Genomic DNA, 14385 nt, shown 5'->3' on the forward strand with positions numbered 1-14385 from the left:
TATTTGCCGAACCCGCCCCTAACGGTCCCCAAAGAAAAAAACCGCGCCTGGACTACAGCGCGGTTTTGATTGGACTGGCAGGATCAGGCAGCTTCCTGGAACCCCGGCTGGGCGGCGAACCTGCCCAGGTGGTGATCCACGTCGCCGAAGGTGGTGTTGATCAGCGTCAGCCGCTTGAACATGTGCGCGGCCGGCAGTTCGTTGGTCACGCCCATGCCGCCGTGGATCTGCACTGCCTCCTGGCCAACCGTGCGCGCTGCCTGCCCCACGCGCGCCTTGGCGGCGGAGACATAGCGGCGGCGCTCTTCCGGCGTTACTTCTTCGAAGCGTGCCGCGGCCAGCAGCGTGATCGAGCGCGACTGCTCGGCGTGGATGAACATCTCCACCATGCGGTGCTGCAGCGCCTGGAAGCGCGCGATCGGCACGCCGAACTGCTGGCGCGTCTTGGCGTATTCCAGCGTGGCGGCATTGAGCGTATCCATCACGCCCACGGCCTCGGCGCACAGCAGCACGGCAGCGTAGTCGGCCACTTGCTCGATCACCGGGAAGGCCTTGCCGGCTTCGCCCAGCAGTTGCGCGGGGGCATCCTGGAAGGTGATGTCGGCCGCGCGCAGGTTGTCGATGGTGCGGTAGTCCTTGATGCTGACGCCGGCGCCCCTGGCATCCACCAGGAACAGCGAGATGCCGTCCTGGTCGGCTTCGGCACCGCTGCTGCGGGCCGACACGATCAGCTTGTCGGCCTGGCCGCCGTGCAGCACCACGGTCTTGCGGCCGTTGAGCTTGCCGTCGCGGGCGGTGACGCGCACGTTGTTCAGTTCATAGCGCGCCTGCGGCTCGTTGAAGGCCACGGCCAGCTTCAGTTCGCCGCCGGCGACCTGTTCCAGCAGTGCATCCTGGCCACCGGCCAGGCCCAGGGCGTAGGCGCCCACCACCGTGGCCAGGTACGGCTCCACGATCAGGCCTCGGCCCAGCTCCTGCTGCACCACCATCATGTCCAGGGCCTTGCCCGCGAAACCGCCCTGCGCTTCCGGCACCGGCAGCGCGGTCAGGCCAAGCTCGACCAGCGAGCCCCAGGCGGCGTCGCCATAGCCGGCGGCGCTTTCGTAGTTCTGCTTGCGGGACTCGAAGCCGTAGTCCTTGTCGATGAAACGGCGGACGGCGTCGGCCAGCTGCTTCTGTTCGTCGCTGAGATTGAAGTTCATGTTGCGTGTCTCCTCACAGCCCCAGAATCATCTGGCTGATGATGTTCTTCTGAATTTCGTTGGACCCGCCATAGATGGAGGTCTTGCGATAGTTGAAGTAGTACGCGGCCAGCGGCGCGGCGTCGTCGTAGCCGGTCACGGCGTGCTCGGTCTCGCACTCCAGGTAGGCGGTGTCGAACGGCTGCGCGTACGGGCCGACGGCCTCGACCATCAGCTCGGTCAGCAGCTGCTGGATCTCGGTGCCCTTGATCTTGAGCATCGAGGCCTCGGGGCCGGGGCCCTTGCCTGCCGCTTCGCTCGAGACCACGCGCAGCACGGTGATTTCCAGCGCCATCAGCTCGATTTCCAGCGCGGCCACCTTGGCGCCGAACACCGGGTCTTCCAGCAGCGGCTTGCCGTTCTTCTGCTGCTGGCGCGCCACGCGCTTGAGGAAGCCCAGCTCGCGCTTGGAGTTGCCCACGCGGGCGATCCCGGTGCGCTCGTGGCCCAGCAGGTACTTGGCGTAGGTCCAGCCCTTGTTCTCTTCGCCGACGCGGTTCTCGACCGGCACCTCGACGTTGTCGAAGAAGACTTCGTTCACCTCATGCTCTTCGTCGAGCATGATGATCGGGCGCACGGTGATGCCCGGGGTCTTCATGTCGATCAGCAGGAACGAGATGCCCTCCTGCTTCTTGGCTTCGGGGTCGGTGCGCACCAGGCAGAAGATCATGTCGGCGTGCTGGCCGAGCGTGGTCCAGGTCTTCTGGCCGTTGACGATGTAGTGCTTGCCGTCCGAAGTCAGCTCGGCACGGGTCTTCAGCGAGGCCAGGTCCGAGCCCGAGCCCGGCTCCGAATAGCCCTGGCACCACCAGTCGGTGCAGTCCAGGATGCGCGGCAGGTAGTACGACTTTTGCTCTTCGCTGCCGTACTTCATGATCACCGGCGCGACCATCGCCACGCCGAACGGCAGCACGCCGGGCGCGCCGACGCGAGCGTTCTCTTCATCCCAGATATGGCGCTGGGTGGCGTTCCAGCCGGTGCCGCCGTACTGGACGGGCCAGTGCGGTGCCGACCAGCCCTTGCCGGCCAGGGTCTTGTGCCAGCGCACCAGGTCGTCGCGGTTCGGACGGCGGTGGTTGAGAATCTTGCTGCGGATGTCCGCCGGCAAGTTGGCTTCGAGCCAGCTACGCACTTCCTCGCGGAAGGCGTTGTCGGACGCCGAGTAGTTGAGATCCATGCCCGTCTCCAGTGGTGCCGGCTTGGCGTGGGGCCGCCGGCGGTTTGTTCTGCCTGCACGTCAAGCGCCGACAGCAAACGGGCACAAGACGCAATTCAGTGAGCCGTCTGCTTCAGCGCATCCGGCACCACGAGCGGGAAAGTCTCGATGCCCTCTTCGGCCAGCGCCTGCACCTCCTCCGCCGAGGCCGAACCGCGAATGCCGCGTTCCGGCGCCTCGTCATAGTGCATGCGCCTTGCCTCTTCGGCAAAGCGATCGCCAACATCCTCGGTCTGTGCCAGCACCTGCTTCACTGCCTTCATATAGAGCGCTTGCAGTGTCACCGGTGCGGCAGCCGGCTGCGCCGGCCTGGCGCTGCCTTCGCGCGCGGTCGCGCCCGACAGGTTCAGGCGCGGCGCGCTGGGCAGCCGCGTCACGGCGTGGTCGCCACAGACCGGGCATTGGACGAGGTCACGCGAGATTTGCGACTGCGCATCTTCTTCCGAGGCAAACCAGCCCTCGAAACCATGGTCATGCGCGCAGCGCAGGTCGAGCACCTTCATGATCTTTCCAGCCCGTCAAAAGCTATATTATCCGCGAATCGAAATTTTGTGAACGGTCGTGCTAAATTTTTTAGAACGACCGTTCGGGAACAACCGCATGGCGCAGAATCCACGCGGCTCACTACTCACTATACGGCGTAATGCGGCAGCGGCTGTTCGCCCGGTTGCCAGGCACCCGAGATCACTTTTTCCAGCCAGAATGCACCGATGATGGTCTTTACGTCGGTGATGCGGCCGCTGCGGACCCAATCGATCACCTGCCCCACCGGCGTGATGAAGGTCTCGATGAACTCGCCGTCGTCGAGCTGCGCCTCGCCATGCGTCAGGTCGCGCGCCAGGAAGATGTCGATGAACTCGGTGGAATACGAGATAACCGGGTGGATGCGCGTCAGGTAGTCCCAGCGCGCCGCGCTGTAGCCGGTCTCCTCCAGCAGTTCGCGTTCGCCGCAGCGCTGCGCGCCCTCTTCCGGATCAAGCTTGCCGGCGGGGAATTCCAGCATCACTTCGCCGATCGGATAGCGGAACTGGCGCTCCATCAGCACGGTGCCGTCGCTGAACAGCGGGATCATCATCACCGCGCCCGGATGGACCACGTACTCGCGCCCGGTCTGCTTGCCGTCCGGCAGCCTGACGATATCTTGCTTGAGGGTGAGGAACTTGCCGCGATGGACCGTGGCCGAGGCGACGCACACTTCCTTCAGTGCGTCGTCGTTCCCGGCGGGTTCAGCGGTAGGCGGGGTGCCGCGTTGGATCTTGTCGGTCATGGACGCTCCGGATCAGGCAGGGCCCGGCGCCGACAAGACCGGCTTCAGGCCGTGCGGTGTTTGACGAGGTATTGCCAGGTGAAGCCCGGGAAGGCAAACACCAGCATCATGCACGCGGTAATGGCATAAAACTGCCAGCCCTGCGGGAAGGCGTTGCCAAGGCTGGCCTCCACCGCAAAGCCGGCGGCGCCCGCCACCGCGAACCATACGATCAGTTCCAGCAGGCGCAGCCACAGCGGCTTGCGCGCCCGCCGCAGCGGGATCAGCACGAACAGGCGCTGGTTCACAAACGGCAGGTTCGCACTGATCAGTGCCAGCAGGATGACAAACCAGCCGCTTGCGGATGCGCTCATGGCGTGTGGCGGATCAGGAACCCAGGGTCGAGCGGATGGCCTGGTAGCACAGGTTCATCAGCGCGGCCGGGAAAATACCCAGCAGGATCACCGCGGCGCCGTTCACGCTCAGCATCGAGCGCAGGCCAAAGGTTGCTTCCAGCTCTTCTTCAGCAGCGGGCGCATCGAAGTACATCAGCTTGACGATACGCAGGTAATAGAACGCGCCGATCAGCGAGAACAGCACGGCCACCACGGCCAGCCAGGTCATGCCCGACTTGACCACCGCATCCAGCACGGCCAGCTTGGCATAGAAGCCCACGGTCGGCGGAATGCCGGCCAGCGAGAACATCATCACCAGCATCAGGAACGCGAACCACGGGTTGCGGCGCGACATGCCCCTCAGGTCTTCCAGGGTCTCGGCCTCGAAACCCTTGTTCGTGCGCAGCAGGATGATGCCGAAAGTGCCCAGCGTGGTCAGCAGGTAGGTCACCGAGTAGAACATCGCCGAGCTGTACGCATCGGCGGCGCCGTCAGCCTTGTTGGCGACCACGCCCGACAGCAGGCCCAGCAGCACGAAGCCCATGTGCGAGATGGTCGAGTACGCCAGCATCCGCTTCAGGTTGCTCTGCACGATGGCGGTCAGGTTGCCGATGGCCAGCGAGATGATCGACAGCACCACCAGCATCATCTGCCAGTCATTGGCCAGCGGCAGCAGGCCTTCCACCAGCACGCGGATAAACAGCGCAAAAGCAGCAACCTTCGGGCCGCCGGCGATCAGCAGCGTCACCGCGGTCGGCGAACCCTGGTAGATATCGGGAATCCACATGTGGAACGGCGCGGCACCCAGCTTGAACGACAGGCCGGCGACGATAAAGACCACGCCAAAGGCCAGCATGGTGGTGTTGACGCGGCCCGACTCGACCACGCGGAACACTTCGCCCAGGTTCAGCGAACCGGTGGCGCCATACATCATCGAGATGCCGTACAGCAGGAAGCCCGAAGCCAGCGCGCCCAGCACGAAGTACTTCATCGCCGATTCCGAGGTCACGCGCGATTCGCGGCGCAGTGCCACCAGTGCGTACGACGACAGCGACAGCAGCTCCAGGCCCAGGTACAGGGTCAGGAAGTTGTTGCCGGTGATCATCACGATCTGGCCGCCCAGCGTGAACAGCGCGAGCTGGTAGAACTCGCCGGCAAACATGTCGCGATCCGCCAGATAGCGGCGCGTGTAGACCAGTGTCACGAACAGGCCGGCAGAGCAGAACGCGGACAGCACGTTTGCCATCGGATCGATCACGACCAGGTTGGCGAACGCGTAGTGCGTCTCGCCGGCGGCGGCATTCAGGCCGAACCAGACGGTCAGCGCCAGCGTGGCCAGCAGCGACAGCGGATATGCCACGCTTTGCTTGCCCTTGCCACGTGCAAGGTCGATCCAGTTGACCGCGCCGATGGCGATCGCCAGGAAGATGATCGGCGCCACGGGGCCGAGTGTCGAGGACGTTTGCATGTTGATTTCTCTCCCCGATTACAGCTTGGACTGTGCCGCGTGGGACAGCAGGTTCACCACGGACGCGTGCATCACGTCGGTAAAGGGCTTCGGGTGCAGGCCCATGTACAGCGTCATGATGGCCAGCAGGCCGAGCATGACGAACTCACGCTTGTTCAGGTCGACCAGCTCGCGCACGTGCTGGTGGACGATGTCGCCGAAGATCACGCGCTTGACCATCCACAGCGAGTAGGCGGCGCCGAAGATCAGGGCGGTGGCGGCCAGCAGGCCGATCCAGAAGTCGAACTTGACCGCGCCCAGGATCACCATGAATTCGCCGACGAAGCCCGAGGTGGCCGGCAGGCCGCAGTTGGCCATCGCGAAGAACACTGCCAGCGCGGCGAACTTGGGCATGGTGTTGACCACGCCGCCGTAGTCGGCGATCTGGCGCGAGTGCACGCGGTCGTACAGCACGCCGATGCAAAGGAACATCGCGCCGGAGATAAAGCCGTGCGAGATCATCTGCACGATGCCGCCTTCCACGCCGATGTCGCTGAAGATGAAGAAGCCCAGCGTGACGAAGCCCATGTGGGCGATCGACGAGTACGCCACCAGCTTCTTCATGTCGGCCTGCACCAGGGCCACCAGGCCGATGTAGATCACCGCGATCAGCGAGATGGTGATGATGAACGGGGCCAGGTAGTGGCTGGCGTCAGGCGCGATCGGCAGCGAGAACCGCAGGAAACCGTAGGCGCCCAGCTTCAGCATGATGGCGGCCAGCACCACCGAACCGCCGGTCGGCGCTTCCACGTGGGCGTCCGGCAGCCAGGTGTGCACCGGCCACATCGGCACCTTGACCGCGAAGGCGACGAAGAAGGCGATGAACAGCGCGATCTGCTCGTTCATCGACAGCTTGGCCTGGTGCCATTGCAGGATGTCGAAGGTACCGGTCTTGTTGTACAGGTACAGCAGCGCGATCAGCGTCAGCAGCGAGCCCGCCAGCGTGTACAGGAAGAACTTGAACGCGGCATAGACGCGGTTCGGGCCGCCCCAGACACCGATGATGATGTACATCGGGATCAGCGTGGCTTCGAAGAACACGTAGAACAGCATGCCGTCCAGCGTGCAGAACACGCCGACCATCAGGCCCGACAGGATCAGGAACGAGGCCATGTATTCGGCCACACGCTCGGTGATCACTTCCCAGGCCGAGATCACCACGATCACCGTGATGAAGGCGGTCAGCACCACGAACCACATCGAGATGCCGTCAACACCCAGCAGGTAGTTGATATTGAAGCGTTCGATCCAGCTCGCCTTTTCGACGAACTGCATGGCCGCGCTGGCGCGGTCGAAGCCGAAGACCAGCGGCAGCGTGACGACAAAGCTGGCGATCGAGCCGAACAGCGACATCCACCGGACAAAGCCAGGGCTGCGGTCCGAGCCGAAGGCCAGGATCAGCAGGCCGAAAAAGACAGGCAGCCAGATTGAGAAAGACAGAACCATTTCTATGTTTTCCTTACTTGGTGCCTATCACTTGGTGCCGATCACGCCCGTGACCGTCAGCGTCAGCAGCACCAGCATGCCGACGATCATCGCGAACGCGTAGTGGTAGATATAGCCCGACTGCAGGTAGCGGCTTGCCGAAGCAAACGAAGCCACCAGGCGCGCCGCGCCGTTGACGAACAGGCCGTCGATCAGGCTCTGGTCGCCGCCCTTCCACAGGCCGGTACCGAGCAGGCGTGCGCCGCGGGCGAACACGGCCTGGTTGATGGCGTCCATGTAGTACTTGTTGTCCAGCAGCTTGTAGAGACCCGAGAAGCGGTTCGCGATGGCTTCAGGGATATCCGGGCGCTTCATATAGAAGAACCAGGACAGCACCACACCGGCGACGGCCAGCCACAGCACGGGCGTGGTCAGCGAGTGGATCGCCATTGCCACCCAGCCGTGGAACGCTTCCTTGAGCTCGGCCATGGCGTGGTGGTTCTCGCCGACGAAGATCACATCCTTGAACGCGATGCCGTTCTTGAAGAAGTTGCCGAACAGCATCGGCTCGATCGCGATCGCACCGACGATCACCGACGGGATCGCCAGCAGCACCAGCGGCAGCGTCACCACCCACGGCGACTCGTGCGGCTTCTCGCCGGCGGCCAGGCCATGGTGGTGGTCGTGCGAGACCTCTTCGTCCTCATGGTCGCCTTCATGATGCTGGTGGGCATGGTTCTGGCCCCAGCGCTCCTTGCCATGGAAGACCAGGAAGTACATGCGGAACGAGTAGAACGCGGTGACGAACACGCCCGCCAGCACGGCGAAGTAGGCAAAGCCCGAACCGGCGATATGCGACTCGGCCACGGCCTCGATGATCGAGTCCTTGGAGTAGAAGCCCGCGAAGAACGGCGTGCCAATCAGCGCCAGCGAACCCACCAGCGAGGTGATCCAGGTGAGCGGCATGTACTTGCGCAGGCCGCCCATGTTGCGGATGTCCTGGTCGTGGTGCATGCCGATGATGACCGAGCCCGCGCCCAGGAACAGCAGTGCCTTGAAGAACGCGTGCGTCATCAGGTGGAACACGGCCACCGAGTATGCCGAAGCGCCCAGCGCCACGGTCATGTAGCCCAGCTGCGACAGGGTCGAGTAAGCGACCACGCGCTTGATGTCATTCTGGATGATGCCCAGGAAGCCCATGAACAGCGCCGTGATGGCACCGATCACCAGCACGAAGGACAGCGCCGTATCCGACAGCTCGAACAGCGGCGACATGCGTGCCACCATGAAGATGCCGGCGGTCACCATCGTTGCCGCGTGGATCAGCGCCGAGATCGGGGTCGGGCCTTCCATCGAGTCAGGCAGCCAGACGTGCAGCGGGAACTGCGCCGACTTGCCCATCGCGCCGATGAACAGGCAGATGCAGGCCACGGTGATCATGAGCCAGTCGGTGCCCGGGAAGATCACGGTCGCCAGCTGGTCGCGCGCGGCGAATACTTCGGTGTAGTTCATGCTGCCGGCATAGGCCAGCAGCAGGCCGATGCCCAGGATAAAGCCGAAGTCGCCGACGCGGTTGACCAGGAACGCCTTCAGGTTGGCGAAGATCGCCGTCGGGCGGGTGTACCAGAAGCCGATCAGCAGGTACGACACCAGGCCCACCGCTTCCCAGCCGAAGAACAGCTGCAGGAAGTTGTTGCTCATCACCAGCATCAGCATCGAGAAGGTGAACAGCGAGATGTAGGCGAAGAAGCGGTTGTAGCCGGGGTCCCCGTCCATGTAGCCGACGGTGTAGATGTGCACCATCAGCGAGACAAAGGTAACCACCACCATCATCATCGCGGTCAGCGAGTCGACCAGGAAGCCGACCTCCATCTTCAGGCTGCCGATGGCCATCCACTCATAGACGGTGCCGTTGTAGCCGGCGCCGTTCATGACGTCGAGCAGCACCATCACCGACAGCACGCAGGCAATGGCCACGCCCAGAATCGTCGAGGTGTGGGCCACCATCCGGCCGCCGCGCGACTCCGAGGAAAACAGGTCAAAGAACTTGGTACCGAACAGGCCGGCGATCGCGGAGCCGACTAGCGGCGCCAGCGGGATCGCAAGCAGCAGGTTGGGGTTGAGCGTGGTTGCCATAGGACGCTTAGTGGTGTGCGGTCGGTGAGTCTTGGGTATCTGCGTAGTGCGCCACGGATCAGCCCTTGAGGGTGTCCATGTCGTCCACGTTGATCGTATCCAGGTTGCGGAACAGCACAACCAGGATGGCGAGACCGATTGCCGACTCGGCGGCGGCCACCGTGAGGATGAAGAAAACGAAAACCTGACCAGCCAGGTCGCCCAGGTAATGCGAGAAGGCGACGAAGTTGATGTTCACCGCAAGCAGCATCAGTTCGATCGCCATCAGCAGCACGATCACGTTCTTGCGGTTCAGGAAGATGCCGACGATGCTGATCGCAAACAGGATCGCACCGAGCACGAGGAAATGAGCGAGAGAGAGCACAGCGATTTCTCCGGGCTTTAGTTCTTATTGGCGGCAGCCGCGGCTTCCGTCTGCTGGGTCTGGCCTTCGGACTGCATCGGCACCAGGCGCACGCGCTCGTCGCGGCGGGTGCGCAGCTGCGCCGACACGTCCTGGGCCTTGACGTCCTTGCGGCGGCGCAGGGTCAGCGCCACGGCGGCGATGATCGCCACCAGCAGGATGATGCCGGCCACTTCGAAGGCGTAGATATAGTCGGTGTAGATCAGCTTGCCGAGCGCGGCGGTGTTCGAGTAGCCCGGGTCCTGCGAACCGTTGGTGGCCACCGGCGTGGTGGTGCCGATAAAGTTGCGCACCAGCACGATCGCCATCTCGGCGATGATCAGCGCGCCCACCACCGAGGCCATCGGCACGTAGGTCCAGAAGTCCCGCCGCAGGTGCTCGATGTCGATGTCGATCATCATCACCACGAACAGGAACAGCACCATCACCGCGCCGACATAGACCAGCACCAGCAGGATGGCGAGGAATTCCGCCTTGAGCAGCATCCAGATCGCCGCCGCCGTGAAGAACGACAGCACGAGGAACAGTGCGGAATGCACCGGGTTCTTCGCAGTGATGACTTTCAGTGCGGAGAGCACCAGCACCAGCGCAAAGACGTAGAAGATGGTGGTCGTGAGTTCCATGGTCCCTATCGGATCCTCTCTGGGCCGTCCGGCACAAGCCACCCCCTCGGGTGGCCCGCTCCTGCGGCATCCTTGCATTGGTCCCTTGCATTGCAGGGACCGCATTCAATTCGGTGGCGGCGGCTGCCAGGTCTGCTGCTTGCGGCAGCCGCGAACCGGTCGTTACTTCTGTCGCTGCTTCGGCTTAGCGATACTTTGCGTCGGCAGCCTTCGCTGCGGCGATCTGCGGCTCGTAGCGGTCGCCCACTGCCAGCAGCATGTCCTTGGTGAAGTACAGGTCGCCGCGCTTCTCGCCGTGGTACTCCAGGATCTGCGTTTCCACGATGGCGTCGACCGGGCAGGCCTCTTCGCAGAAACCGCAGAAGATGCACTTGGTCAGGTCGATGTCATAGCGGGTCGTGCGGCGCGTGCCGTCGGCGCGCGCGTCGGACTCGATCGTGATGGCCAGCGCCGGGCACACCGCCTCGCACAGCTTGCAGGCGATGCAGCGCTCTTCCCCGTTGGGGTAGCGGCGCAGCGCGTGCAGACCACGGAAGCGCGGCGAGATCGGCGTTTTCTCTTCCGGGAACTGGACGGTGATCTTGCGCGCGAAGAGATAGCGGCCGGTCAGGGCCATGCCCTTGAAGAGTTCCTTCAGGAGCAGGCTGTTGAAGAAGTCCTTGATGGCGAGCAGCATGATGCTTCCTAGTATTTCCACACGGCGCGCGCCCCGGCGCGCACCGTCGTTTGGCCGTTCAGTGCCAGATGTTCCAGGGCGACTTGATCCAGATCGCCACGATGATCAGCCACGCCACCGTCAGGGGGATGAACACCTTCCAGCCCAGGCGCATGATCTGGTCATAGCGGTAGCGCGGGAACGAGGCACGGATCCAGATGAAGACGGACAGCAGCAGGAATACCTTGATCACCAGCCAGAAGAAGCCCGGGATCGCGTTGGTCAGCACGCTGTCGATCGGGGGCGCCCAGCCGCCCAGGAACATCAGCGCGGTCATCGTCGAGATGATGATCATGTTGATGTACTCGGCCAGGAAGAACAGCGCGAAGCCCATGCCCGAATACTCGATCATGTGGCCGGCCACGATTTCCGACTCGCCTTCCACCACGTCGAACGGGTGGCGGTTGGTTTCGGCCACGCCCGAGATGAAGTAGACGCCGAACATCGGCAGCAGCGGCAGCCAGTTCCACGACAGGATGTTGATGCCCATGTCGGCAAAGTAGCCGGTGTTCTGGCCGTTGACGATGGCCGACAGGTTCAGGCTGCCGGCAACCATCAGCACCGTCACCAGCGCAAAGCCCATGGCGATTTCATACGACACCATCTGGGCCGCGGCACGCATGGCGCCGATGAAGGCGTACTTGGAGTTCGAGGCCCAGCCTGCCAGGATCACGCCGTACACGCCCACCGAGCTGATCGCCATCACGTACAGCAGACCGGCGTTCACATCCGCCAGCACCACTTCAGCCTGGAACGGAATCACGGCCCAGACCGCCACGGCGGGCATCAGCACCATCAGCGGGGCAATCAGGTACATGCCCCGGCTGACCTGCGTGGGCATCATGACTTCCTTGAGCAGCAGCTTCAGCACGTCGGCAATCGGCTGCAGCAGGCCCAGCGGACCCACGCGGTTCGGGCCGATACGGACGTGCATCCAGCCGATCAGCTTGCGCTCCCACAGGATCAGGTAAGCCACGCACAGCAGCAGCGGCACCACGATGATCACGGCGCGAATCAGGATCCACAGCGGCGTCCAGTAGGCACCCAGCAGGCCCTGTCCTTGCGAGGTAATCCAGTCAATCATGTCTTGTTCTCGCTCTTGTTCTTACGCCGTGGCCACGGTGCCGGTGGCCGGCGCCAGGTCAATGGCCTTCTCTACGGTGACCGTGCCGTACATCGCGCCCAGGCTCATGGCCGCCGGCGTCGCCGCCGGCACGCGCACGGTGTTGGCCGGGAGCGTGGCTTCGAGCACGGCCGGCAGCACCACGCTGCCCTGCCCTTGCGTGACCCGCACCGGATCGCCGGACTGGATGCCAAGGCTGGCGAACAGGTCGGCCGGCAGCGCGATCTGCATGGCGCGGCGCGCGGCAGCGCTCAGCTGCAGCGACTCGGCGCGGCGCACGATCGGATCGGCGTGGTAGATCGGCACATCGGCAATGCGTTCGATGCCGTTGGCGGCAGCGGCGGCCACGCGGATCGGCGCGTCGGTGGCGTTGTCCAGCTGCGCATCGACCGGGGCCGACAGCACTTCGGCACGCACCGATTCGGCGGTTTCGTAGTCGAAGCCGGCCACGTCCAGCAGGTTGCCCAGCACGCGCAGCACCTTCCAGCCCGGACGCGATTCGCCCAGCGCGCGCACCACGCCGTTGAAGCTCTGCGGCTTGCCTTCGCAGTTGACGAAGGTGCCGGCGGTTTCCGTGAACGGCGTCACCGGCAGGATCACGTCGGCGTACTGCATGGCCGCTTCCGAACGGAACGGCGACAGCACCACCACCGTGCCGGCCTGGGCCAGCGCGGCCAGCGCCTTGCGCGGGTCGGCGGCGTCGAACTCGGGTTCGGTGTTCAGCAGGATGTAGGCCTTGCGCGGCGTGTCCAGCATCGCCTGCGCATTGGCGCCGCCCTGCCTGGGCAGCGCGCCGGCGACATAGCCGCCGACGGTATTGGCGGCTTCGATCAGGAAGCCCAGCGTCGCACCGGTTTCGGTGGCGATCCACTGTGCCAGCGCGTGCAGCGCCGAGAACTGCGGATGGCGCACGGCCTCGTTGCCGAGGAACACCGCACGGCGCTCGCCCGACAGCAGCGCTTCCGCCACCTTGCCAGCGGCTTCGCCACCGTCGAAACCTTCAGTGCCGGCCGGGGCAGCGACGCCCTTGGCGGCAGCCACGGCACGGGCCACGCCGGCGAGCGCCGCGGTCCAGCCGGACGGCGCCACGTCGATGCGGGCGGCCAGCGGCATCAGCAGGTCTTCACCGCCGGCACCCAGCACCGCCACGCGGGCACCCTTCTTGGTGGCCTGGCGCAGGCGCGAGGCCAGCAGCGGATGATCCTTGCGCAGCGACGAGCCGATCACCAGCACGCGTTGCAGGGTGGTCACGTCGGCCACCGGCATGCCCAGCCACGGCGCGCCCTTCAGTGCCGCCGAGAAATCGGTCTGGCGCAGGCGGAAGTCGACATTGTCGCTGCCCAGGCCGCGCATCAGCTTGCCCAGCAGGAACAGCTCTTCCAGCGTGCTGTGCGGGCTGGCCAGCGCGGCGATCTGGTCGGCGCCATGATCGCGCTTGATGCTGGCGAGGCCGTTGGCCACATATTCGAGCGCGGTCTGCCAGTCGGTTTCCATCCATTCGCCGCCCTGCTTCAGCAGCGGGCGGGTCAGGCGGTCGGCGCTGTTCAGGCCTTCATACGAGAAGCGGTCCTTGTCGGAGATCCAGCACTCGTTGATGTCTTCGTTTTCCAGCGGCAGCACGCGCATCACGCGCTGGTTCTTGGTCTGCACCACCAGGTTAGCGCCCAGGCCGTCGTGCGGCGACACCGACTTGCGGCGTGCCAGTTCCCAGGTGCGGGCCGAGTAGCGGAACGGCTTGCTGGTCAGCGCGCCGACCGGGCACAGGTCGATCATGTTGCCCGACAGTTCCGAGTCGACGGTCTTGCCGACGAAGGTGGTGATTTCCGAATGCTCGCCGCGGCCCAGCATGCCCAGCTCCATCACGCCGGCCACTTCCTGGCCGAAGCGCACGCAGCGGGTGCAGTGGATGCAGCGGGTCATCTCCTCCATGGAGATCAGCGGGCCCACGTTCTTGTGGAACACCACGCGCTTCTCTTCCTTGTAGCGCGACTCCGAGGCACCGTAGCCCACGGCCAGGTCCTGCAGCTGGCATTCGCCGCCCTGATCGCAGATCGGGCAGTCGAGCGGGTGGTTGATCAGCAGGAATTCCATCACGGACTTCTGCGCCTTGACCGCCTTCTCCGAATTGGTGAAGACCTTCATGCCGGGGGTCACCGGCGTGGCGCAGGCAGGCAGCGCCTTCGGGGCCTTTTCGACCTCGACCAGGCACATGCGGCAGTTGGCCGCGATGGACAGTTTGCGGTGGTAGCAGAAGTGCGGGATGTAGGTGCCCAGCTTGCGGGCTGCTTCCATCACCAGGCTGCCTTCAGCAACCTCAACCTTCTTGCCGTCGATCTCTAGTTCAACCATGTTCTG

General features: G+C 64.3%; 13 protein-coding genes. All 13 read right to left on the reverse strand.

All coding sequences use genetic code 11. From position 1 onward, the window contains the following. Window positions 1-83: 83 nt before the first annotated feature. Window positions 84-1202, reverse strand: a complete 1119-nt coding sequence (locus tag AC3WQZ_RS16850) for an acyl-CoA dehydrogenase family protein (RefSeq protein WP_010809114.1) — start codon at window positions 1200-1202, stop codon at window positions 84-86. Window positions 1203-1215: 13 nt separating this feature from the next. Next, entirely contained in the window at window positions 1216-2418 is a 1203-nt protein-coding gene (locus AC3WQZ_RS16855; RefSeq protein ID WP_010809115.1) for an acyl-CoA dehydrogenase family protein, read from the reverse strand. Between the two features lie 95 nt (window positions 2419-2513). Beyond that, window positions 2514-2960 carry a DUF1178 family protein gene (locus tag AC3WQZ_RS16860; protein WP_010809116.1) on the reverse strand — a complete coding sequence of 149 codons (447 nt, stop codon included), beginning with the start codon at window positions 2958-2960 and terminating at the stop codon, window positions 2514-2516. Between the two features lie 128 nt (window positions 2961-3088). Then, entirely contained in the window at window positions 3089-3724 is a 636-nt protein-coding gene (locus AC3WQZ_RS16865; RefSeq protein WP_010809117.1) for an NUDIX domain-containing protein, read from the reverse strand. Between the two features lie 44 nt (window positions 3725-3768). Continuing rightward, window positions 3769-4077: a DUF2818 family protein gene (locus tag AC3WQZ_RS16870; RefSeq protein WP_010809118.1), complete on the reverse strand. Its 309-nt coding sequence runs from the start codon at window positions 4075-4077 to the stop codon at window positions 3769-3771. A gap of 13 nt (window positions 4078-4090) precedes the next feature. Then, complete coding sequence (nuoN, locus tag AC3WQZ_RS16875; RefSeq protein WP_010809119.1) at window positions 4091-5566, reverse strand: NADH-quinone oxidoreductase subunit NuoN; 1476 nt, start codon at window positions 5564-5566, stop codon at window positions 4091-4093. 18 nt (window positions 5567-5584) lie between these two features. Further along, window positions 5585-7051 (reverse strand): NADH-quinone oxidoreductase subunit M, encoded by a 1467-nt coding sequence (locus tag AC3WQZ_RS16880; protein WP_010809120.1) that lies wholly within the window; start codon window positions 7049-7051, stop codon window positions 5585-5587. Window positions 7052-7078: 27 nt separating this feature from the next. Continuing rightward, the gene (gene nuoL / locus AC3WQZ_RS16885) at window positions 7079-9166 is read right to left on the reverse strand and encodes an NADH-quinone oxidoreductase subunit L (RefSeq protein ID WP_011614858.1); all 2088 of its coding nucleotides are present in this window, start codon (window positions 9164-9166) and stop codon (window positions 7079-7081) included. A 58-nt stretch (window positions 9167-9224) separates the two neighbouring features. Next, window positions 9225-9530, reverse strand: a complete 306-nt coding sequence (gene nuoK, locus AC3WQZ_RS16890) for an NADH-quinone oxidoreductase subunit NuoK (RefSeq protein WP_010809122.1) — start codon at window positions 9528-9530, stop codon at window positions 9225-9227. A gap of 17 nt (window positions 9531-9547) precedes the next feature. After that, window positions 9548-10192, reverse strand: coding sequence for an NADH-quinone oxidoreductase subunit J (locus AC3WQZ_RS16895; protein WP_010809123.1), 645 nt, complete (start codon window positions 10190-10192; stop codon window positions 9548-9550). A gap of 184 nt (window positions 10193-10376) precedes the next feature. Continuing rightward, window positions 10377-10868, reverse strand: a complete 492-nt coding sequence (nuoI, locus tag AC3WQZ_RS16900) for an NADH-quinone oxidoreductase subunit NuoI (RefSeq protein WP_010809124.1) — start codon at window positions 10866-10868, stop codon at window positions 10377-10379. A 58-nt stretch (window positions 10869-10926) separates the two neighbouring features. After that, window positions 10927-11991 (reverse strand): NADH-quinone oxidoreductase subunit NuoH, encoded by a 1065-nt coding sequence (nuoH, locus tag AC3WQZ_RS16905; protein ID WP_010809125.1) that lies wholly within the window; start codon window positions 11989-11991, stop codon window positions 10927-10929. A 21-nt stretch (window positions 11992-12012) separates the two neighbouring features. Next, window positions 12013-14379 carry an NADH-quinone oxidoreductase subunit NuoG gene (gene nuoG / locus AC3WQZ_RS16910; RefSeq protein WP_492300908.1) on the reverse strand — a complete coding sequence of 789 codons (2367 nt, stop codon included), beginning with the start codon at window positions 14377-14379 and terminating at the stop codon, window positions 12013-12015. Window positions 14380-14385: the final 6 nt, after the last annotated feature.

The sequence above is a fragment of the Cupriavidus sp. FW305-26 genome, from assembly GCF_058787975.1.

What these genes read in the sequence shown, in the direction of transcription:
- nuoL (WP_011614858.1), bottom strand. Translation starts at nt 9,166, where the DNA reads ATGGCAACCACGCTCAACCCCAACCTGCTGCTTGCGATCCCGCTGGCG.
- AC3WQZ_RS16870 (WP_010809118.1), bottom strand. Translation starts at nt 4,077, where the DNA reads ATGAGCGCATCCGCAAGCGGCTGGTTTGTCATCCTGCTGGCACTGATC.
- AC3WQZ_RS16860 (WP_010809116.1), bottom strand. Translation starts at nt 2,960, where the DNA reads ATGAAGGTGCTCGACCTGCGCTGCGCGCATGACCATGGTTTCGAGGGC.
- nuoI (WP_010809124.1), bottom strand. Translation starts at nt 10,868, where the DNA reads ATGCTGCTCGCCATCAAGGACTTCTTCAACAGCCTGCTCCTGAAGGAA.
- nuoG (WP_492300908.1), bottom strand. Translation starts at nt 14,379, where the DNA reads ATGGTTGAACTAGAGATCGACGGCAAGAAGGTTGAGGTTGCTGAAGGC.
- nuoN (WP_010809119.1), bottom strand. Translation starts at nt 5,566, where the DNA reads ATGCAAACGTCCTCGACACTCGGCCCCGTGGCGCCGATCATCTTCCTG.
- AC3WQZ_RS16865 (WP_010809117.1), bottom strand. Translation starts at nt 3,724, where the DNA reads ATGACCGACAAGATCCAACGCGGCACCCCGCCTACCGCTGAACCCGCC.
- AC3WQZ_RS16855 (WP_010809115.1), bottom strand. Translation starts at nt 2,418, where the DNA reads ATGGATCTCAACTACTCGGCGTCCGACAACGCCTTCCGCGAGGAAGTG.
- nuoH (WP_010809125.1), bottom strand. Translation starts at nt 11,991, where the DNA reads ATGATTGACTGGATTACCTCGCAAGGACAGGGCCTGCTGGGTGCCTAC.
- AC3WQZ_RS16850 (WP_010809114.1), bottom strand. Translation starts at nt 1,202, where the DNA reads ATGAACTTCAATCTCAGCGACGAACAGAAGCAGCTGGCCGACGCCGTC.
- AC3WQZ_RS16895 (WP_010809123.1), bottom strand. Translation starts at nt 10,192, where the DNA reads ATGGAACTCACGACCACCATCTTCTACGTCTTTGCGCTGGTGCTGGTG.
- AC3WQZ_RS16880 (WP_010809120.1), bottom strand. Translation starts at nt 7,051, where the DNA reads ATGGTTCTGTCTTTCTCAATCTGGCTGCCTGTCTTTTTCGGCCTGCTG.